Origin of the sequence: Fimbriimonas ginsengisoli Gsoil 348 (assembly GCF_000724625.1) — a bacterium.
Lineage (GTDB): Bacteria > Armatimonadota > Fimbriimonadia > Fimbriimonadales > Fimbriimonadaceae > Fimbriimonas > Fimbriimonas ginsengisoli.
Genome location: NZ_CP007139.1, coordinates 4,127,367 through 4,147,576 on the forward strand (window position 1 = coordinate 4,127,367; position 20,210 = coordinate 4,147,576).

At 61.6% G+C, this 20,210-nt stretch carries 17 protein-coding genes; 5 read left to right on the top strand and 12 right to left on the bottom strand.

Going from position 1 to position 20,210, the window contains the following annotated elements; all coding sequences use genetic code 11:
* The first annotated feature begins 52 nt into the window (after window positions 1-52).
* The gene (locus OP10G_RS18440; protein ID WP_025228961.1) at window positions 53-1,645 is read left to right on the top strand and encodes an LPS-assembly protein LptD; all 1,593 of its coding nucleotides are present in this window, start codon (window positions 53-55) and stop codon (window positions 1,643-1,645) included.
* An 87-nt stretch (window positions 1,646-1,732) separates the two neighbouring features.
* A complete protein-coding gene (locus OP10G_RS18445) occupies window positions 1,733-3,628 on the top strand; it encodes an amylo-alpha-1,6-glucosidase (protein ID WP_025228960.1) in 1,896 nt (631 codons plus the stop codon).
* Here the strand turns inward: OP10G_RS18445 and OP10G_RS18450 are convergent.
* A complete protein-coding gene (locus OP10G_RS18450) occupies window positions 3,625-3,945 on the bottom strand; it encodes a hypothetical protein (protein WP_025228959.1) in 321 nt (106 codons plus the stop codon). The genes OP10G_RS18445 and OP10G_RS18450 overlap by 4 nt on opposite strands.
* Before the next feature lie 84 nt (window positions 3,946-4,029).
* On the opposite strand from OP10G_RS18450, the gene OP10G_RS18455 reads away from it, so the two are divergent.
* Window positions 4,030-5,076, top strand: coding sequence for a Gfo/Idh/MocA family protein (locus tag OP10G_RS18455; protein WP_158409284.1), 1,047 nt, complete (start codon window positions 4,030-4,032; stop codon window positions 5,074-5,076).
* A gap of 219 nt (window positions 5,077-5,295) precedes the next feature.
* On the opposite strand, the gene OP10G_RS18460 is transcribed toward OP10G_RS18455, so the two are convergent.
* Window positions 5,296-6,318 carry a LacI family DNA-binding transcriptional regulator gene (locus OP10G_RS18460; protein WP_025228957.1) on the bottom strand — a complete coding sequence of 341 codons (1,023 nt, stop codon included), beginning with the start codon at window positions 6,316-6,318 and terminating at the stop codon, window positions 5,296-5,298.
* Window positions 6,319-6,413: 95 nt separating this feature from the next.
* Between OP10G_RS18460 and moaC the strand changes: the two genes are divergently transcribed.
* Together moaC and OP10G_RS18470 are read left to right on the top strand one after the other, a co-directional pair.
* The gene (gene moaC / locus OP10G_RS18465) at window positions 6,414-6,872 is read left to right on the top strand and encodes a cyclic pyranopterin monophosphate synthase MoaC (protein ID WP_025228956.1); all 459 of its coding nucleotides are present in this window, start codon (window positions 6,414-6,416) and stop codon (window positions 6,870-6,872) included.
* Between the two features lies 1 nt (window position 6,873).
* The gene (locus OP10G_RS18470) at window positions 6,874-7,947 is read left to right on the top strand and encodes a GTP 3',8-cyclase MoaA (RefSeq protein WP_025228955.1); all 1,074 of its coding nucleotides are present in this window, start codon (window positions 6,874-6,876) and stop codon (window positions 7,945-7,947) included.
* A gap of 574 nt (window positions 7,948-8,521) precedes the next feature.
* Here the strand turns inward: OP10G_RS18470 and OP10G_RS18475 are convergent.
* From OP10G_RS18475 to OP10G_RS18520, 10 genes are all read right to left on the bottom strand, one after another.
* Window positions 8,522-9,097, bottom strand: coding sequence for a thioredoxin domain-containing protein (locus OP10G_RS18475; protein ID WP_025228954.1), 576 nt, complete (start codon window positions 9,095-9,097; stop codon window positions 8,522-8,524).
* A complete protein-coding gene (locus tag OP10G_RS18480) occupies window positions 9,097-11,316 on the bottom strand; it encodes a response regulator (RefSeq protein ID WP_025228953.1) in 2,220 nt (739 codons plus the stop codon). Before OP10G_RS18480 ends, OP10G_RS18475 begins: the two co-directional genes overlap by 1 nt.
* Before the next feature lie 231 nt (window positions 11,317-11,547).
* On the bottom strand, window positions 11,548-13,047 hold the full coding sequence (locus OP10G_RS18485) for an alpha-N-arabinofuranosidase (protein WP_025228952.1): 1,500 nt from the start codon (window positions 13,045-13,047) through the stop codon (window positions 11,548-11,550).
* An 18-nt stretch (window positions 13,048-13,065) separates the two neighbouring features.
* A complete protein-coding gene (locus OP10G_RS18490; protein WP_025228951.1) occupies window positions 13,066-13,890 on the bottom strand; it encodes a carbohydrate ABC transporter permease in 825 nt (274 codons plus the stop codon).
* Window positions 13,887-14,786, bottom strand: coding sequence for a carbohydrate ABC transporter permease (locus OP10G_RS18495; RefSeq protein ID WP_144241242.1), 900 nt, complete (start codon window positions 14,784-14,786; stop codon window positions 13,887-13,889). The genes OP10G_RS18490 and OP10G_RS18495 overlap by 4 nt, the downstream gene beginning before the upstream one ends.
* Entirely contained in the window at window positions 14,759-16,207 is a 1,449-nt protein-coding gene (locus OP10G_RS18500) for an extracellular solute-binding protein (protein ID WP_025228949.1), read from the bottom strand. Before OP10G_RS18500 ends, OP10G_RS18495 begins: the two co-directional genes overlap by 28 nt.
* Before the next feature lie 207 nt (window positions 16,208-16,414).
* Window positions 16,415-17,746: an arabinan endo-1,5-alpha-L-arabinosidase gene (locus tag OP10G_RS25000; protein WP_025228948.1), complete on the bottom strand. Its 1,332-nt coding sequence runs from the start codon at window positions 17,744-17,746 to the stop codon at window positions 16,415-16,417.
* Window positions 17,747-17,795: 49 nt separating this feature from the next.
* Window positions 17,796-17,981, bottom strand: coding sequence for a hypothetical protein (locus OP10G_RS18510; RefSeq protein ID WP_025228947.1), 186 nt, complete (start codon window positions 17,979-17,981; stop codon window positions 17,796-17,798).
* Between the two features lie 61 nt (window positions 17,982-18,042).
* A complete protein-coding gene (locus OP10G_RS25005) occupies window positions 18,043-18,888 on the bottom strand; it encodes a prepilin-type N-terminal cleavage/methylation domain-containing protein (protein WP_025228946.1) in 846 nt (281 codons plus the stop codon).
* Window positions 18,889-19,262: 374 nt separating this feature from the next.
* Window positions 19,263-20,198 carry an ArsR/SmtB family transcription factor gene (locus OP10G_RS18520; RefSeq protein ID WP_144241243.1) on the bottom strand — a complete coding sequence of 312 codons (936 nt, stop codon included), beginning with the start codon at window positions 20,196-20,198 and terminating at the stop codon, window positions 19,263-19,265.
* Window positions 20,199-20,210: the final 12 nt, after the last annotated feature.

Genomic DNA, 20,210 nt, shown 5'->3' on the forward strand with positions numbered 1-20,210 from the left:
GGGTTAACGCCCAACGCCTAGCGCCCGCCATCGAACCGGTACACTTCGTGGCATGCCGGCGCCGTGGATCCCCGTGTGGCTCGCGGCGATGGCGAGTCTGGGGCAGGTTGCACCGCAGGCCGCTCCGCCGGGGTCGGTGCGAGTCGATGACGAGCTTGTCGTTACGGCCGAGCGGACCCATTACGATCCGCTGACCCAGACTTACACCTTCTCGAAAGGAGTGGTGGCGGTTTACGGATTTACGACGGTTCGCGCCGAGCGGCTTGTGATCCATAACGCGCCGGGCGATCAAACGGCGGAGGCGAACGGGAACGTTCGGCTGGACGATCCGGAGGCAAATCTGTCGGCCGACAACCTTCGGTTCTCGTGGAAGACCGACGCTCGTACCGGACATGCCGAAAACGCGATTATTCACATCGCCAACGTGACGATTCGGGCAAAGCGGGCGGAAATGCGGCCTGAGAAGTGGGACTTATACGACGTCTCGGGGACGGCTTGCCGAAACGATCCGCCGTTCTTGGAGGCTCGCACCCGGCACATCTCCGTGACGCCGGGAAAAGACGGTAAAGCGGTGCATCCGTCGATCTATGTCCTTGGCCATAAGCTGCTGACGCTGCCCGATCGATCGTTCAACTTGAATCCGAAAACGGAGGGATTCAATCCGCCCGCGATCTCCTACCGCCGCGGTTCGGGTTTGGGAGTCAACTTCACAAGCGGATTTCTTCTAAATCAGCAGACGAACCTGCTGGTAGCCGCGGCGGCGTTTCCCGACTCGCGGCCGGGGTACGGGGCCACCGTTACGCGAACGTTTCTGAAAGCCGACTCGATCGACAGCATCGTGACTCCGGCATCGGAGTTGGGGGAGCGGTTCCGGAACGGGTATTTGGAGAACATCCAGGTTCGAACGCCCGATCAGGAACGGCGCTCGATGCGGAATCTGAAGCGCTCGGTCGCCATCAGCAGCGTATGGAACCAAGGGGCGACCGCGACCGGCGACGACACGACTTACTCGAAGCCGCTGGAAGCGGTTTACGAACTCGGCGGAGGGATCGGCGACTACGGTTACCTCGGCCAGGTGAGGGCGCAAACGATCCGTCGCAACGGCGAGGCGATCCATACCCGGATGATTTTGAGCGGAAGCGCCGGCATCGCTCCGCGCCCAATCGGCAAGAACCTCGACCTGATCGGGCGGATTGATTCGAGCCTGTTCTTGGGCACGAACTTCGGGTGGGTTCGCGGCTCCGTCGGGGCGGTCTACACTCCGATTCCGCAGATCGCCTTGGCCGCCGGAGTTTTCGCTTCGCAGGAGGCCGGCAGCACTCCATTCTCGGTAGATCGACTTTACGCCAAGAACGGATTCGTGCTTCGGGCGGACTTCAATCTGGGGCCGACGAAGTTTAGCTTCATGCAGAAGTGGGATCGAAATTTGGGGAGGTTCGATCGGGAGTACACGGCTTCCCAGGTGGTCGGGTGCCTCGAACCGTTCGTGGCGTACCGGAAATATCCGAACGAATACAACCTCGGATTACGCTTCAGGTTGGACGAATTTTACGACGTGTTGCGCCGGCGCGACTTCAAACGGACTAAGCCGGTGAAGACGCAGGTGAGCCCGCAACCCGACGGAACCCTTAAGAGTGGGATTTAGTTTGGAACGAGCAGGTTATTGGGACCGTTATGTCCGATGGCGGCTCTCTGCACCGGCGGGGGCTCCGTGCCAGAATCAGGAAAACCCATGCGCTACTCCTTGGATGAGTCGAAGTGCCGTAACTTGGAGGTTTCCACTCGTCGAGAGTGGGTGCTGACGAATGGAACGGGTGCGTACGCGATGGGGACCGCAGGGGGGATCAACACTCGCCGTTACCATGGCCATCTGATCGCCGCGATTACTCCGCCAACGGGACGGATGCTGCTACTTGCCGCAGTCGACGCATTGGTACAGACCGACGGAAATCCGATGGGGATCAGCGCCAACCAATATCCGGGCGCGATTTATCCGGAGGGGTTCCACTATTTACGCGGCTTCTCGGTGGACGACCACGCCTGCTGGCGGTACCGGGCCGGAGGGGCGGAGGTGGTGAAGCGACTTGCGATCCATCCGCATGAAAATGCTTCCACGGTGGTCTACGAAAACGTGGGGACGATCCCTTTCAACCTGATCCTCCGCCCCCTGGTTTGTCACCGGGACCACCACGGCAATTTCTACGAGAATCCGCACTATCCCGACGACTTGGAATTTCTTCCCTCGGAGACGCAGGTGAAGTCGGGGGACGTATCGCTCTACCTGAGCCATGGAAACGGTGAACGGGTAGCGGTGCAAGGTTGGTACTACCGATTTGAGCACAACCGCGAATCCGACCGGGGCCTGGCCGATAAGGAAGATCTGTTCTGTCCGTGCGAGCTTCGGTACTACCTGAAGCCGGGTGAGAAGGCGACGATCGTCGCGGCGACCCGGCCAAGCGTCGAGCCGCTGCAGATCTCCGACGAAGAGGCGCTGCGAGACCTCCGACTTTCGGCGATGCTACGCGACGCCGCGGAACGGTTCTTTGTAAAGACCCACGACCGGTCCACGATTATCGCGGGGTATCCGTGGTTCACGGATTGGGGAAGGGACACGATGATCTCGATTCCGGGTCTCTGCCTCCATACCGGGAGAGTCACCGAGGCGCGCCAGATCTTATCGGACTTCTCGACTCAGCTTTACCACGGCCTGATTCCGAACCGGTTCGTTGAAGTTGGGGAGAGGCCCGACTACAACACCGTGGATGCGACCCTTTGGTTCGGGAACGCCATCTACAAGACGCTGATGGCGGAGTGGGACGAAGTCTTTGCCACCCGGATGCTGCCGGTTCTTCAGGAGGTTTATGATTGGCACGTCCGGGGAACCGAGTTCGGCATCCACGTCGATCCGTTTGATGGCTTGTTGACGCAGGGAGAACCCGGCGTCCAGCTCACTTGGATGGATGCGAAGGTGGGGGACTGGGTGGTGACGCCGCGGCATGGGAAGCCGATCGAGATCAACGGGCTGTGGATCAATCTCCTGCGTGTCCTCGAATGGTTGTCCGGGCGTCTGGGTCTCGACGGAACGAAGTACGGGACAGACGCGGAGCGGGCGGAGGAGAGTTTCAATCAGCGGTTTTGGCATGAGGGCCGCGGTCACTTCCTCGATACCGTCGACCCGACGGACGCCTCTCTTCGACCGAATCAGCTCATCGCAATGGCGCTACCGTTCTCGCCGGTGCAGGCGGACCGGGCGCAAAAAGCTTTGGAGGTCGTGGCGAGGGAATTGCTGACGCCGAACGGGATTCGAACGCTGGGGCCGGACGAGCCGGGATATCGGGGCGCTTACTCGGGTTCGCTACCGGAGTTGGATGCCTCCTACCATCAGGGGACGGCGTGGCCGTGGCTTCTGGGACCGTATGTAACGGCGTTGGTTCGTTTCACCGGTGACAAACAAGAGGCGAAACGGATCCTCCGCAACTCGCGAACGATGCTGGAGGAGTACGGCCTCGGCGGCATTGCCGAGGTATACGATGGCGACGAGCCGCAACACCCGGGCGGCTGTCCATGGCAAGCTTGGAGCGTTGCCGAAGTGCTCCGAGCGTGGGTCGAGGATGTGAGCGGCGACTAGGCGTTAACCGTTGGCCGGTTGAGTGGTGAGCTCGGCTTTACCTTCCTTGCTCCGTTCAGCTCGACGAGATCGCCCACGATCCTTCCGACCGTAAAGAAGACGGCGCCGAGGAATCCGAAGGCAAGAAGGCCGACGGTGAGCACGACCGCCATCAGGAGCAGAATCGGGATGAAGCCGGCGGGTACCGTGATGTACGCCAATGCGATAACCGCGGGGATCGCTACGATGGGCCACCAATGTGGGTCGGGGCGAATTTCGAACCAGTCTTGCGCGTCTAAGGCGCGCTCTCGCAGTCTCTCTTTAAGCAGATTATTCATCTAACGACTCTCCGTTCAATGGCGCAGCCCCAAGGCGGGCTGCCAATCGGTTGGACTCGTCGAAGCGATTTAATGTGCCAGGGGGTGAATCTCGGCCTAGGACCGGTCAGAATGACCCGCGGAATGGCGTTGCTGCGAGTTGCACTGGTTGGATGCGGCCTCATTAGCGAGGCACACGCCCGCGCGTATGCCGGCCACCACGACCGGGCGCGTATCACGGTCTGCTTCGACACGGACCTCTCTAGAGCTGCGGAGCGGGCCGACGCGATCGGCGCTCGTGTCGCGTCCTCATACGAGGAGGTGCTGACCGATCCTGAAGTGGATTCGATCGAGCTTTGCACGCCGCCTCACCTTCATACAGATCAGGTGATCGCTGCCTTGGAGGCTGGGAAGCATGTTTCGTGCCAGAAGCCGCTAGCCCGGACGCTTGGTGAGTGCGACGCAATGATCGAGGCGGCCGAGCGATCGGGTCGAGTGCTGTTCTACGCGGAGATGTACCGAACGATGGGGGTCGCCGTCCGTGCGCGCGAGGTGGTGGAGTCGGGGCGCATCGGGAAGCTCGTGGGGATCCAGGCGACTTACGCCCATTGGCAGGGTGGGCCGTACCTCGACACGCCCTGGCGTTACAATCCGAAGGTGGCGGGAGGCGGGCAACTGCTCGACGGGGGAATCCACCATATTGCGCTGATGCGGTTGGTGGGGGGTGACGTTGAGGCCGCGTCTTGTTTTACGAACCGGATCCGGCCGGAACTTGGGGGCGACGACACGGCGACCGTCATTCTTAGGTTTGCGGAAGGGCACCTAGGAACCTTGATGTCGACCCAAGCGGCGGGAACGTGGTTCCCGGGACCGGGGTTCGTTGCCTTTGGGACGGAGGGGATTCTGACGATCGGAGGGCCATACGGAGGTCTCGTCGTTCATCACGACGATCTGCCCGATCGCCGGGAGGTGCTGATCTCCGAACGAGCCGACGCCTTCGGCGAGATGGTCGGGCACTTCTTGGACGTGGTACTGGATGGCGTCCCCAGCCGTGCGACCGCTCAAACCGGCCGAGAAGATCTACGCACGGTCTTGGCGGCGTACCGGTCGGCGGACGAGGGGCGCTCGGTTTTGTTGAGCGAGCTGCCATAGCATAGTTGGCAAATCGACCGGCAGATTTGGGAGGATTGTTTCCGAGAGCGACAGGAGACGTGCGAGACAAATATAGTTTGACAATCCAGGTTCACCCGTAGCCCAGGGATTTATCCCCGGTAAAACCTTGAACCGCGGCTAAAGCCACGGGCTTACAGGCCAAATAAATGTAAACCTAATTTGTCAATGACGATGAAGGCGCCGCCACGGAGCGCTGTATCAGGGGGTTGGCGCAGGGCCGGAGCTGCCGCGGGGGAGGAGCTCGACGCCGAATCGGACGACCTCATCGGGTAGCCGGTCTTCGCCGAGACGATCGATCAATAGGTTGGCGGCTCGCTTTCCGATGGCGTGCAGAGGCTGGTGAAATGTTGTGAGCGGTGGGCTCATCGTCTGGCCCTTCGGGTCGTCGTCGACGCCGACGAACGACATGTCCCGGGGAACCGAAACCCCTCGTCGCTGCAGCAGCGGTATCAGGTCGACGGCCATGGCGTCGTGCCAGCAAAAAACGCCGGTTCGCCGAGGGGATTCCTGCGCAAGGATATCGGCCAACGCTTCGATCGATTGGATCTCGCGGAGGCGAAAGGTTTGGACGGCATCGCCGTCGAAGCCAGCGGACGCCAGGCGGGCTCGAAACGCGCGCTCCCTTTCATTCGAAGCAGTGACGATCGAGCTAACGGCGATGAAGGCGAACCTCTTGTGTCCGAGCTCCAGGAGATGGGTCGCCGCCATCGCGCCGGCGGCTTCATTGTCGATGTCGACGCTGGAGACTCCAGGCAAGGGGGCCGTGGCGCCGACTAGGACGAGCGGGACCCCTCGTTCTTGGAGGGTACGCACAGTCTCGCTGTCCTGGATCGGGGCGATGACGATGAGGCCGTCGCACCGGCCGTCGTAAGAGCGGCGAATGGCGAGACCGAGGTCGTCCCACATCTTTTCGGCAAAGATGGTGACGCTCCAGCCTCGGAACATCGCGGCCTCCATGATCCCGTCAAGGGTGTTTCGGAAATAACCATGGAGCAGGATCGGGTTCTTGGTGAGGTCGGTCACCATCACCCCGAGGTTCTGTGCGACGATCGCCTTCTGGTTTTTTTCCAGCGCAGTAGGGCGGTAGCGGAGTTGGCGAACGGCGGCGAGCACCCGCTCCCTGGTCTCGGGGCTCACCCGGTCCGAACGTGCGTTCAGTACGTTGGAGACGGTTGCCACCGACACTCCGCTTAGCTTCGCCACGTCGCGCAGGGTCGCCATCAGTTAAACAAGAGTATACGTGTTGAACGCGTTTAGGTGGGACGGTTCATCGGTGAGAATGCCGACACGGCGATTTCGTTCGGGTAGCTTGAGTTATGGATTTGAAGTCGGCCACCGAAACGGGAATGTGGGACGTTTCGGACAAGACGCCAACGGTGCGGACAGCGCGCGCATACGCCATCCTTCGGATGTCGCCGGAGACTGCCCTGGCGGTGCGCGAGGGGACGGTACCGAAAGGGGATCCGCTCCCGGTCGCTCGGGTAGCGGCGGTGATGGCGGCCAAAAACACCCCATCGATCATCCCATACTGCCACCCGTTGCCGGTCGAAAGCGTTAAAGTGCGCTTTTCAGTGGGCGACGATGCGATCGAAATCGAGACCGAGACGAAGACTTCGGCCAAAACCGGCGTGGAAATGGAGGCGCTTGCCGCCGCATCCGTCGCCGCCCTCACGCTCTACGATATGCTGAAACAGCTCGACATGGGGATGACCATCGAGTCAGTCCGTCTCGTAGAAAAGAAAGGCGGCAAAAGCGATTACCAGCGAAACACGTAACATGCCACTTCTCCTTGACCGCTTCGACCGGACGATCGACTACCTGCGGGTGTCGGTCACGGATCGCTGCAATTTCCGGTGCGTGTACTGCATGCCGGAAGAGGGATTTCCGTGTACTCCCAAGGAAGAGCACCTGTCGGCGGAGGAGTTCGCTCGCATCATCGGCGTCGCCGCCGGGCTGGGCATGAGTAAGGTGCGGTTTACCGGCGGGGAGCCGTTGCTGAGGAAGGACCTTCCGGAGATCGTCCGCGCCGCGCGAGATGCGGGCGTGGTCGATTTAAGCGCGACTACGAATGGGCATCGCCTCCCGGAAATGGCGGAGCCGCTTGCTGCGGCTGGGCTGAGCCGGGTGAATATCAGCCTCGACACTTTACGCCCTGACAGATTTACGGCGATCGCACGCCGAGGCTCGCTGGAGATCGTCCTGGAAGGTATCCGTGCGGCGGTCGAGGCGGGCTTGGCCCCGGTGAAGCTGAACGTCGTGGCTTTACGTGGGATTAACGACGACGAAGCGGCCGACTTTGCGGCTTGGACTTTGCGCGAGCCGGTCCATGTGCGGTTTATCGAAGTAATGCCGATGCGGTGGAATCTGGATGAGGGGCCTTCGATGGAGGCATTCTCGCCCCATGGCGGAGCTGGCTTGCTTCAGATCCGCCAAGCGCCGGGTGGGATGCTCTCGGATGCCGACATGCGGCGTCGATTCGTTCCTTGCGAGGAGCTGATGGCGTCGATCGAGGCGGTCCATGGCAAACTTGAGCCGGCCGATTTGCGTACGAACGGTCCGGCAAGAACCTTCCGGTTAGCCGGGGCTCCCGGAACCGTGGGCTTTATCAGTCAGATCTCGAACGACCTCTGCAGCCGGTGCAACCGGCTTCGCCTTACCCACGATGGATTCCTCCGCGGCTGCCTCATGAGCGACGGCGAGCTCGACCTGCGGAATCCGATCCGATCCGGCGCCACCGACGAGGAGATCCGAGCCCTGTTCGAGCACGTCGTCGCCCACAAACCCGAGCGCCACTACCTCGCCGAAGGGCAACGCGTTACCGGACGCGGGATGAGCCAGATCGGTGGTTAGCCAAAAATTCGGATCGATCGGCGGGCCGAACATCTCGGGTTCCTCCTCCGGATAGAGCGCCTCCGCCCCCGGAAGCTGCAGTAGATACCAAGGCGCCGTCACCACAAGGAAGACGACGAGGCCGAGCGGAACAAGCCAGGCGGCAGGAACCGGGATCAGGGAGAACCTGAGGAGGACGATGTAGCCCGGAACGGCCGCCAAGCCGTAGCCGGGGACTTTCCACGAGACCTGAACCGCTTCCCGATAGGAGCGGCTTCCCAGCACTTTGTTCACCGAGCGACCCATCGAGAAACCCGACCAAACGGCGGCAATCCCCGGAAGCAGCAGGAAGAAAACCCCGAAAAGGACTCCGAAGGCGCCATTCCCGATCAGACCGTTGTATTCACCGAGTCCGAAGTAAGCGCAGCCGGTCCCGACAGACAGGTTGAGGACCGCCAGCACGATCCAGGAATGGACCGCTGCCCACAAAGCGTCGGCGATCCGCTTTTGGTTAAGGTCGAAAGTCATCGGCGGCAGAATAATAGACGGGGCGAGCCGAGAGTTTTTACGCTCGTTCTCCGAAGAAATTTTCGTCTCAGCGTCCGTTATTCGTAAATCCGAAAGAGCAGCCGTACACGGGAGTGGAGGTGACATTGCTGCCGGTTCCCGCCAGAAAGGCGAGGATGGCGTCCCGGCCGTCGTTGTCGCCCTCGTGGGCGCGCGAGGCAGTGATGCCGCCGGAAAAAAGGAGAACGCCCTTCGGGGAGTAGAGAACCGTCTGGCCACTGGTCTGGACTTTGTACCGTTTGGCGATGTCGCCATCTGGATCGAGTCGGACCTCGGTGAACCGGATGGCAACCGCCTGCTTGTAAAGACTGCCCATTGCCCAGCCGCGCGATTCGGTGTGGGGCGCGTAGACGTAGACCTCGGTAATCGGCCGGGTCGGCGCGGCTGAGAGCAGGCGATCGAGCTCGGCCAAAGTGGAGCGGCTGCAAGGGCATTCCGGATGGATGAACACCAGGAGCCGGCACTTTCCGCGGGCCGCTTCCGCCTTCGGAGGTTGAGCCCCCGCGCCGGGGCTGCTCTCCCGGACGGCGAGCGCAGCGAACCCTGAGAGCACGAATGCGCCCCAGAGAACGAGGATCGGCCAGGTGAGCCGTTTCGCCTGCATTACGGCTTACTTTGCTCCAAGGGGGCGCCGGATCGCAGCCCAAGGGCATCGAGGCGCTGGCGCAACGTCCTCGCTGCGATCGGTTTGCTGATGTAGTCGTCCATCCCGGCGGCAATGCAAGTGTCGCGGTCACCCTCCATGGCGCTGGCGGTCATCGCGATGATCGGAAGGTGGCCCCCGGTCGACCGCTCCCGCTCGCGAATTCGCTCAGTGGCTGCCAACCCGTCCAACTCCGGCATTTGTACGTCCATAAGGACGACATCGAATCGCTCCTCAGCGGAAAGGTCGATCGCCTGGAGTCCCGTTTCCGCAATCGTTACAGAACAGCCCAGTTCTTCCAGCATCCCCACTGCCACCAACTGATTGACCTCGTTGTCCTCCGCAAGGAGAACTCGTAGGTTCAGCGGCTGGTGTTCGGGCGGTAAGAGCGCCTCCTCGGCCTGCCCAAGCGAGTGGCCTCTAAACTGCCGCAGAACACGAAGAAGGTGAGCCTGGCGGACAGGCTTTGCGAGCCAGGCTACCAGCCCGATGGCGGCCCATTCACGTTGAGGTCGAATATCGACCGCGGAAGAGAGCAAGACGAGCGGGACGTCTTTAACCGCCTGCGCGAACTCGACGCCGTCCATATCCGGCATGAGATAGTCGGTCAAGATGAGGTCGCACTCGCGGCGATTCGGCTGGGCGAGGTAATCAAGCGCTTTAAGCGGCGAGTCGAAGCTGGTGACGAGGCAGTTCCAGGCTCGGAGGTTCTCTTCGAGAATCCTTCGGTTCGTCGCGTTGTCGTCGACCACGAGCACGTGGAGCCCGCTTATGTCCGCCTGCGAGCTTGTTTGCGGCGGATGACCGGTCGGCAAGGTTACGTCGACCGTAAATTGACTTCCACGGCCCAATTCGCTGGTGACGGAGATCGTCCCTCCCATAAGGTCGATCAGGGTCCGGCTGATCGTCAGACCGAGGCCGGTGCCACCGAAGCGGCGGGTGGTGCTCCCATCGGCCTGGGTGAAGCTGTGGAAGATCGCGTCGATTCGGTCTGGAGGAATTCCCACCCCGGTGTCTTCAACCGAAAAGGTTAGCCGGACGCGTCCATCGGCGTTCTGCACCTGCTCGACCCGGATCACCACCTCGCCGTGCTCGGTGAACTTCACCGCATTGCCGACCAAGTTCGTGAGGACCTGTCGCAGCCTCCCGGGATCGCCCCGGACGATCGGAAGAACGGTGGGCAGAGCGACAAGCAATTCGAGCCCTTTGCGATGGGCGTCGGAGGAGAACAGGGAACCGACCTCATCGACGACTTCGGCGAGGGAGAAGTCGACTTCCTCAAGCTCGAGCTTGCCGGCTTCGATCTTGGAGAAGTCGAGGATGTCGTTAATGATCGTGAGGAGCGAATCGGCGGAGTGCTGGATGGTCCGGGCGAACTCCCGCTGACGTCCTTGCAACTCGGTGCCCATTAACAGCTCGGCCATTCCGATCACGCCGTTCATCGGGGTTCGGATCTCATGGCTCATATTTGCCAGGAACTCCGACTTCGCTCGATTAGCCGCTTCCGCTTGGTGAAGCGCGATTTCGAGCTGGGCGGTGCGACTTCGAACCTCGGCTTCCGTAAGTTCGTGGGCCATTTCCAGCCGCGACTGTCGTTCGGCGATTTCTCGCATCTCGGCGTGGCCCCGGATGCAGTAGCGCACCAGGATGACGTCCTCGAAGATAACCCAGCCCGCGTGCTCCAGCCAGCGCCATTGGCTAGCCGTGGTTACTCCGAAGACCGATTGAGGGAAGTAGACCCCTCGGACGAAGTGATCCGCTGCCACGACGATGGTCGCCGTGAGAAGAACCTTCCAATCGCGGTAGAAGGCGAGGAACGCGAGCGATCCAAAGACGTGGAAGTGGGTCTCGATTCGTCCGCCCGTCAAGTGAATCAATAAGGCAGACCAGAGCATCTGGCTGACGGCGACGACGTGGCGGGTCAGCACGCTGCCGGGTTGGGTCAACGCAAGGAAAATCGGGGCGGCTGAGATCGCTCCACCGAGAAAGATAGCCGCATAAACGTGAAGGTGCGTTTCGGAGGCGGTCCCGATCCAGGTTCTCGGCGATATCACGAGAGCCGCGACGATGCCGAAGATCCACTGGACGCCAAAGAGGATCGCCATGGTGCGGTCCACGCTCTGGCAAATCCGGTCGTTATGTTCCTTATAGAGCGCTTCGGCGCGAGCTGTGAGAATCATCGCAGAAAACCATCTTGAGGTACCGACCTGCCGCCGCTGCCAGTATGGGCCTCACCTATATTGTCGTCGTGTCTTCGTCAGGCACTAGGTCTTAATGATAGGGATTGTTGCGATATCGACGCCGATGTGGCACGGGCTTCCAGCCCGTGTGTATCACGACCATCCTGGTCGTGTGAATTCGGCCAGGGGCTGGAAGCCCCTGGGACCCACTGGCTAGAAGCCAGTGCCACGTTATCTTCCTATCTTTAGCGTGCCCGCGTACACCGACAAGGGGGGGAGAGAGATGGTGGCAACGCCGTTTTTGATGGCGATGTCGTCGTGAGTGCAGCTTTGGACTCGGTGGGGGTGTTCGAAGGTGTTGGTGGCTTTCGGGTCGGTACCGGCGACGAAGTCGGCGTTTAGGAGCGACTCGATCGGGGCGTCGGCGAGGCGGACTTCGACCTCCATCGGCTCGTTCAGGTTGCGGTTTACGAGGAAGACGCTCAGCTCGTCGCCGTTTAGGATCGCGCTGCTGTCGAGGTAATTCACCTTGCCGTACCGTTTCGACGTGTAGCCCGGTCCCTGGACCTGGACCTGGAGCGAAGTGCCGGTGCGGCGACGGCTGTACATCTCGATCGGATAGAAGATCGTTTGGAGGAACATCTCGTCGCCGCGCGTGAAGATCGGGGCGATGACGTTGACGATCTGGGCGAGGTTAGCGATCTTGACCGAGTCGGCGTGGCGGATGAAGCTGTTGAGGAAGCCGGCGGCGACGAGCACGTCCTCCATGTTGTACTGCTCCTCCAATAGGTGCGGGGCATATTTCCCCTTGCCGTCGAGGTGCTCGCCGTGGCGGGCGCGGTACCAGATGTTCCACTCGTCGCAGCTCAGGTGCACGCGGCGCTTCGTCTTGCGGGTGTGATAGGCGGAGAGGCAGACGGCGTCGGTCGCTTCGATTTGGCGGTCGATGCTGTTGGTGACGGCGAGATACTCTTCGGTGTCGTCGAACTCGTTGCCGACGTAGCGATGGAGCGAGAGGTATTCGACCTCGTCGCGGACGTGCTCGAGGACTTTGCGGTCCCATTCCAAGTACGTGGGGAGGTCGGGGGCGCAGGAGCCGCAGACGACAAGCTCGATGTCCGGATCGGTCATCTTCATCATCCGCGCGGTCTGCTGGGCGAGAATCGCGTAGTTTTCGGCGGGGATATGGCCGATCTGCCAAGGACCGTCCATCTCGTTACCCAGACACCACAGCTTGACGTTGTGCGGCTCTTCGTAGCCGTTTTCCCGCCGCATGTCGGCCCACTTGGAGCCGCCGTCGACGTTGCAATACTCCAGCCAATTTCGCGCTTCTTCCGGGGTGCCGGTGCCGAGGTTGACCGCCATCATCGGCGTCCAATCCATTCGGCGGGCCAGCTCCAAGAACTCGTCCGGGCCGAACTGGTTCGTCTCAATCGATTGCCAGGCGATGTCCCGCACCTTCGGCCGCTTCTCGCGGGGGCCGACGGCGTCTTGCCAGTGGTAGCCGCTGACGAAGTTTCCGCCGGGGTAGCGCATCGCGGTGAAGTTGAGGCGGCGCAGGGCGGCGAGCACATCTTTCCGGCACCCCATGTCGTCGGCGTGGACACTCTCGGGGTTGTAGACGCCGTCGTAGACCGCCCGGCCGAGGTGCTCGAGAAAGCCGCCGAAGATGCGGGGATCGACGGTGTCGACGGTGAAGGCGGTGTGCAGGTGGAGGGTGGTTGTTTCCATGAGAAAGCGTGGGTTTGTTTAGTCTTTGAGGCCGGTCGAGGCCATGCTCTCGACGATCTGGCGTTGGAACGCCATGAAGACGAGGACCAGCGGAGCGGTGGCGAGCACGCTGGTGGCGAGGGTGAGGCCGTAATCTTGGTAGTAGCTGCTTTGATACAGGGCGATGCCGACCGGGAGGGTGTAGTTGCGGACCGAATCCATGAACACGAGCGGGCCGAGGAAGTCATTCCACGAGCCGACGAAGGTGAGGATTCCCAGGGTGGCGATGGCGGGCGCGCAGAGGGGAAGCGAGACGTTCAGGTAGAGCCCGAACGGGGTGCAGCCATCCATGAGGGCGGCTTCTTCCACCGCTTCGGGGATCGCGCGCATGAATTGGCTCAGCATGAACACGCCCCATCCGCCGGCGGTGGCGGGGACGATCAGGGCGGCGGGAGTGTCGAGCCAGTGGAGCCGGCTCAACATCAGATAGAGGGGGACGAGGAAGAGCTGCCCCGGCACCATCATGGAAGCCACGACGATGCCCAAGAAAACGTTTCCTCCTGGCACGCGAAGGCGGGTGATGGCGAACGCGGCCATCGACGACAGGAGAATGACCGCGAGGGTGACACTGGACGAGATGAAGAAGCTGTTCAGCAGCCAGCGGCCGAACGGAGCGTCCTCTGACCAGCCGAGGACGTGGGCGTAGTTGCTCAGCGTCCAATGCTTCGGAATCGCGGAGGCCGGGTTGAGGACCTCGGATTCCGGCTTCATCGACGTCAGCACCATCAGCACGACGGGCGAGAGAAAGACGAGCGAGATCACCGACATGACGGCGGTGTTGATCTGACGCGGGACGCTCCTCATGCGGTGCTCCTTCGCAGGAAGCCGTACTGGATGAGCGCAAAGATCGCGACGACGGCGAAGAGCATCCAGCTCATCGCGGCGCCGTATCCGAGCCGGTAGTTGTTGAAGGCGGTCTCGTAGATGTATTGGACAAGTCCGCGCGTCGAGAGCTCCGGTCCGCCTCGGGTCAGCAAAAACGGTTGACCAAAGACCTGGAATCCGGCGATGGTGTTGGTGACGACCACGAACAGGAGGACCGGCTTGAGGAGGGGAAGGATGATCTTTCCGAACAGGGCACGCGGGCCGGAACCGTCGAGGACGGCAGCTTCGAATAGCTGGCGGGGGATTTGCTGTAGGGCGGCGAGCAATACGACCGATGTGCCGCCGAGGGTCCACCAGAGGCTCATCAGGACGATGCTCGGCATCGCGTACGCCTTGTCGGAGAGCCACGGGGCGGGGTTCAAGTGGAAGCTTTTGAGCAGGAAGTTGAAGAGCCCGAATTCCCCGTTATAGAACCACTGCCACAGGATGCCGGTGACGGCGACGTTCAGCATTCCGGGGAGGAATAGGAGAGCGCGCACGGTGTTGCGTCCCCGCGTCATTGCGTTCAACCCGAGCGCCATGCCGAGGGCGGTGACCAGCAGGCTGGGGACCATGAGCACGACGTAGGCAAGCGTTGCACGCATCGCTTGCCAGAAATAGTCGTCCTTCCAGGCGTCGACGAAATTCTTGGTTCCGACGAACTTGATCGAGTCCCTCGCCGTGAGGTCGAACTGCATGAAAGCGAGGACGAGGGCGACGAGGATCGGGAGGACGATGAACACGCCGAACGACAGCGCGTAAGGGGCAAGAAAGAGGAGTCCGGCCAGACCGCGGCGGCGGGTGTAGGTCATACCGGCCTCCGGTCCTGGGTCCAAGGGGCGGGTTTGATTCCGCTTTTAAGGTTCGCTGTGGGGGAGGCCGCTCTGGAGAGCGGCGGTCCTTCCGGAGGGGACTCCCTCACCCCCAACCCTCTCTCCCTCGTCAAGCACAAACATCTCGAGGAGGGAAAGGGGGCTCCGCAGGAGACCCGTTCACCCGTTCTTTCTCGGGCATCGCGGTCGAGGGCGGATTGGACGTTGGCGTTAGCGGTTTTTAGGGCTTCGGTGGCGCTGGCTCGGCCGCGAAGGACTTTTTCTACAGCCAGGTCGATCTCCAGACTTAGCTCGAATAGGACCGTCGTTCGCGGCGGGTAGAGCATGTATGGGATCTGCTTGGCGAACGCGGATTGAACCGGCATCGCAGCGAACGCTGGCGTAGCGCGGACGCTTTTTCGGGCGGGGACTTGTCCGGCGGCGGCCCAGTCGATGCTGTTCGCGGACATGAACCGAATGAATCGCTCCGCGGCGGAGCGGGTGGCTGCGTCGAGGCCCTGGCGGATGCAGAGGACGTGGGAGTCGGCCATCGTTCCCGGGCGCGGTCCAACCTGCGGGATCGGGGCGCCGGTGTATTTGAGGTCATCGAGCCGCAGGAGGTCTCCCAGCATGTAGACCCCTTCGAATACCATTCCGACCTTGCCCTGACGAAAGCCAACCCAGCCGAGACCGTTCTCCGGCGGCGGCACGAGGTGCTGCTTTTCGATTTCGGCTAGAAACTCAAGGGCGGCGACATTACCGGGATTCGCGAGGTCGGCGTGGCCGTTCTCGTCGAAATAGCGGCCACCGAACTGCGGCATCAGCGACTGGAAGTTGTTTCGCCAGAGGGTGAGCGCGAACCCCCAATTGTCCGGGTGGCCGTCATGGTCGGAATCGACTCGCATGGCTCGCATCGCCTGCAAAAACTCCTCGCGGTTCGTCGGCGGATGGGCGAGACCGGCCTTCTTGAGGAGGTCCAGATTGCAGTAGAGCCCTTGGGGATGGATGTCGAGCGGGACGCCGACATAGTCGGAGCCGTATCGCTCCTGTTCCAGTACGTACGGATCGAAATCGCTTGGAGGAATGGCGTCCTGGCCCTCGAAGAGAGTCGTGACGTTCGCCACGAAGCCGGCTCGGTGCATGCGGGGAAGCGTGCTGGAGTGGATGACGAACAGCTCGGGCCCCCGCCCGTCGACGGCGGCGACCATCAATTTGTTGTAGTAGGTGGCCCAATCCATCCGCTGCATGGAGACTTGGATGTCCGGGTTCGCCTTGTTGAACCGGCGGATCATCTCAAGCGCCACGCGGCCATCGGGCCCGGTCCAGCCGTTCCAGAAACTCAGGTGAATCTGTCGCTTCGCCGCCGTCGGCGACCAATCTGATCGGAGGAGGCCGAGCACGACGGTGATCACGAAGAGGAGGGCAAGGGTTGACTTAGCGGTCATCTAATTTCTCCCGCCGCCACGTGGCACGGGCTTCCAGCCCGTGTGTATCACGACCATCCTGGTCGTGAACCGGCCAAGGGCAGGATGCCCTTGGGGCCCACTGGCTAGAAGCCAGTGCCACTTCCGGACCGGACTCCCTCACCCCCAACCCCCTCTCCCTCGTCGGGCACAAACATCCCGAGGAGGGAGAGGGGGCTCCGGAAGGTTTCATCGCGATCGCCTTCCCACGCGGACGCCTCGGATGATTTGGTTGGAGGTGTTGCGGCCGATGTAGTAGTTGCCGGCGTAGGCGAGTTGGACAGTGTCGGTGAAGGCGCTGTCGGGGTCCCAGGTGAGCTTTAGCTCATCCCCGGTTCGCGACCACTTACCTCGGCGTTTCCCCTCGATTTCGAAGGTGCCGTCGCGGCGGATGTCGACTTCGGATACCGCTCCGAAGTCGCCTTGGTGACGCCAATGGCCGACGGGTGATTTTTGCGGGTGCCGATTCAGTTCATTCGACTCGGGCATGATGGGTAGGCCGGGGAGGGGCCAGCCGTCGGGCGACCAGAGCAGGTCGCGCACTTGGAGGGTGGGAACGCCCCAGACTTGGCCGTGCCAAGGCTTGCGGCCGTCGTAATAGTGGAGGGAGAGAAGCCAGCGACCTTTGGAGTCGCGGAACGCGGCGCCGCCGCCAGGGCCGAACATGGGGGACGAGGTTTTGAGGACGTCCTCGTGTCCGCCTTCGACCATCGTCCGGCCTTGCGAGTCGACGAAAGGGCCGTTAGGGCTGGCGGATCGGCCGACCACGATCTGGTAGGTGCTCCGAACCCCTTGCGCGGCCAATCCGTAGTTGGCGAAGAGGTAGTAGAAGCCGTCGCGGTAAACAGCGCTCGCGGCTTCTATCCCGTTCGCCTTATCGAGGGGATTCCGCGCCACCAGAGTCATGTCCGACCGGTCGGAATGGAGCAGCTTACCGGTCGTTGGGTCAAGCTCAGCGACGTAGAGTCCGGACCAGTAGGAGCCGAAGAACATCCACTGCCGGCCCTTGGCATCGACTAGGATCGAGGGATCGATCGCGTTGAAGTTGTCGCGCCCCTCTTTGCTGTCGATAATCAACCCAAGATCGATCCAGCCATCGGTCGGCTTAAGGAGATTGAAGTGAGGGCACTCGGCGACGCCGATCCAGGAATTGTTGTGGCCGAAGGCGGCGCTGGCGCAGTAGTACATTCGCAGCCCGTCCCGCCCGTGGCGAATCGCTTCGGGAGCCCAAATCGAGCGATGCTGGGGCATCGCTTTTTGCAGCCAATCGGGCGTCGCCGGCAGGACCGGACCGTCCACGTGCCAATGGATCAGGTCCGTCGAGGTGCGCATCATGCCGAACCCGTTGCCGTTCGTGTTGAGGCAAACGTAATGGCCGTCGAAGTCGCAGATCGACGGGTCGTGAACACCGACTCCGTTCTCAGGGACGAATCCATCGAACGGGAAGGCGGACCAATACGATCTCTGCTCCGGATGAAGAGAGAGGAAAGCCATGCCAAGTGCCACGAGAGAAATCAACACCGAGTCCCCATGTGAAAGTCGAACCGTAGCCTTCCGGCCCCGGTGCGCCCTACTTCTTAGCCCCGGCGGCTCCCGGAATATTTCCCGACTGCATGGCGTTGCGCTGTTGCGATCTCTGTTGCTCCAGGGCTTTTTCCATGCGGGGCTCGTGCTGCTCCTCACCGCAACCGGCGAGAGAGAGGAGGCCGGAGATGGCCAGAATGGGAATCACGGCAAATAGGGTTTTCGTCTTCATAACCGATTGGCAGTCAGAGTAAGGGCCTCCAGACAAAAATCTGGAGGCCCAGGTCGAGACGCTAGGGAAGCGCCGATACGTCGCAAGTGCCGTAGCTTTCCCAGTTGTTCTGGTTAAGGCTGGGATCGGTAAGGCTCGTCTTGTTGGAGACGATACCGACTTCCGAGCCGTTGGCGAAGCGGTGAACGTCGCTGCTGACGCCCATCATCGCCCAGGTAACGCCGGTTCGGTTTACGAATTTCGCGTGGCCGTCGCCGAATCCGTAGTTATCGCCCTTGCCGTGGGTTGCGCCCATCCAGCTAAGGTCGATACCGTTGCAGATGTTCAGCGTGGGCAACGGAGTGGGCTGGACGTACGCATCTCTGGAGGTGCTGTCGGCGCCTTGGAACACGATGAAGTTGGCGGTGTTGCTGATCGTGGTGGTGCTCGCCTTGCTCGCATTGCCGTTGAATGCGTAGCTGGCGTTGCCTGCGCCGGGGGTGCTTAGAGCGCCGAAGATGTTATTCGAAACCTTGGCCGCGCTCGGGCAGACGTAGATCGGAAGGCTCTTCGTATAGGGGTAGATCTCGGCTCCCCAGTTCTGGATCTCGGCGGGGTCGATGAAGCCGAGGGCGCGGTTGTCGCCTGGGCACCAAGCGACGCCGGAGACGCCGTTGATGACAATGTGGCAGGCGGTGAAATCGTCGGTACGAAGCCCTTCGCCGCTCGACGGATAGATGTCGTCGGAGTCGCCGGCGTACATGTAGTTGCCCAGGGAGAGCTGCTTCATGTTGCTGAGGCAGGAGGTCTTCTTCGCGGCGGCTTTGGCTTGGGCGAAAACCGGGAACAGGATAGCAGCGAGGATCGCGATGATCGCGATAACGACAAGGAGCTCAATAAGGGTAAATGCTCTGCGGGAGTTAGCCATTTTCTTGCCTCTTCGGTGAGGGACGGAACCTACGTAGTTCGGGGGCTCGGCTTGCCGGGCCACGTTGGATGATATAGAGTGCTGCGCGGGGTCGTTGCCTGCGGCTCCGTCCCCTTGCTCTATGCCATGATACGACAGGAAATAGCTAAATGGGAATATCCATAGGGGATTAATTTAGGAAAGCGAAAAAAGCGCTGGGCGCTGGGCGCTGGGCGCGGGCGCTGGGCGCTGGGCGCTGGGCGCTGGGCGCTGGGCGCTGGGCGCTGGGCGCTGGGCGCTGGGCGCTGGGCGCTGGGCGCTGGGCCAGTGTCTCGTTAGCAGGACTGAGTTAGATTCAGGTTAACGACCAACGCCTCAGCGCCCAACGCCTGACTCTATACGTAATGCAGCCGCAGCACCAAGTCTTGCTCATAGTTGCCGAACCCTTTGCCGAACAGGGTGAATCCGCCTTGGTTCGGTGATTCGGGTTTGACGCCGATCCGGACGCGGATGGTCTGCCAGGGCCGGATGCCTAGATCGTCGATCTTGACGGGGGAGATTATCATTCCGTCGATCGAGGTTCCATGATTGTTGACCTGCCAAACCTTGAGCAGGCCGAACTGGTTCAGATTGTCGTGCCACCAGTTGGGGTTCAGGCGGCCGCGGGTACCGCCGAAATCGCCGGGAGAGCTCCAGGTACCGATCTCGAAGCCGTTCAGCCAAACCGTGATGTCGGACGGGTAGTCGTTGTTATAGCCCGGAGCCTCCGAGCAGATCTCCATGGCGAGATCGACCCCGACAACGCTGGCCTCGAGTGGGAGAGAGTTGGTGAAAACGTACTCCACAAAGCCGCCGGCTGACCAGATGAGCTCCGCAGTGGCTCGCTCTGGGAGAAAGAACGAAACCGGATTATCGAGATGGCCGATGAACCGCTCACGGTTTGCAAGTCCACACGTGGGGACCGCTTCGATCTGGGTGTACATCCCGACCGGGACCTCAATTTCGCTCACGCAATCCGGTCGGTAAGGTCGGCCGGCCATTTCGATCAAGAGGCGGTCGTGAACTCGCCGGCAACGCTTCTGGGTCCCTTGGGGGCCGGCGAGGTAGTCGCTTTCTACGAGGCCGGCCTCCTCTAGAATCTGAATGTGCTTGGTAATGCTGGGTTGGGCGAGGCCGAGGGCCGTACTTAGCTCGTTGATATTCATGTCCCGCTCGGCGAGCAGCTCGATGATGCGGGCGCGCGATTCCGAAGCGAGCGCCCGGAAGACCGCGACGCTTTCGGTAGCGGAGAGCTCTTGGATGTGGTACGGCATCTTGGGGAACCACCCCACGATACCTGTGGA

Bases quoted from the DNA above. Each gene is read 5' to 3' on its own strand.
- OP10G_RS18440 (WP_025228961.1), top strand. From the start codon at position 53: ATGCCGGCGCCGTGGATCCCCGTGTGGCTCGCGGCGATGGCGAGTCTG.
- OP10G_RS18445 (WP_025228960.1), top strand. From the start codon at position 1,733: ATGCGCTACTCCTTGGATGAGTCGAAGTGCCGTAACTTGGAGGTTTCC.
- OP10G_RS18450 (WP_025228959.1), bottom strand. From the start codon at position 3,945: ATGAATAATCTGCTTAAAGAGAGACTGCGAGAGCGCGCCTTAGACGCG.
- OP10G_RS18460 (WP_025228957.1), bottom strand. From the start codon at position 6,318: ATGGCGACCCTGCGCGACGTGGCGAAGCTAAGCGGAGTGTCGGTGGCA.
- moaC (WP_025228956.1), top strand. From the start codon at position 6,414: ATGGATTTGAAGTCGGCCACCGAAACGGGAATGTGGGACGTTTCGGAC.
- OP10G_RS18470 (WP_025228955.1), top strand. From the start codon at position 6,874: ATGCCACTTCTCCTTGACCGCTTCGACCGGACGATCGACTACCTGCGG.
- OP10G_RS18475 (WP_025228954.1), bottom strand. From the start codon at position 9,097: ATGCAGGCGAAACGGCTCACCTGGCCGATCCTCGTTCTCTGGGGCGCA.
- OP10G_RS18480 (WP_025228953.1), bottom strand. From the start codon at position 11,316: ATGATTCTCACAGCTCGCGCCGAAGCGCTCTATAAGGAACATAACGAC.
- OP10G_RS18485 (WP_025228952.1), bottom strand. From the start codon at position 13,047: ATGGAAACAACCACCCTCCACCTGCACACCGCCTTCACCGTCGACACC.
- OP10G_RS18490 (WP_025228951.1), bottom strand. From the start codon at position 13,890: ATGAGGAGCGTCCCGCGTCAGATCAACACCGCCGTCATGTCGGTGATC.
- OP10G_RS18500 (WP_025228949.1), bottom strand. From the start codon at position 16,207: ATGACCGCTAAGTCAACCCTTGCCCTCCTCTTCGTGATCACCGTCGTG.
- OP10G_RS18510 (WP_025228947.1), bottom strand. From the start codon at position 17,981: ATGAAGACGAAAACCCTATTTGCCGTGATTCCCATTCTGGCCATCTCC.
- OP10G_RS25005 (WP_025228946.1), bottom strand. From the start codon at position 18,888: ATGGCTAACTCCCGCAGAGCATTTACCCTTATTGAGCTCCTTGTCGTT.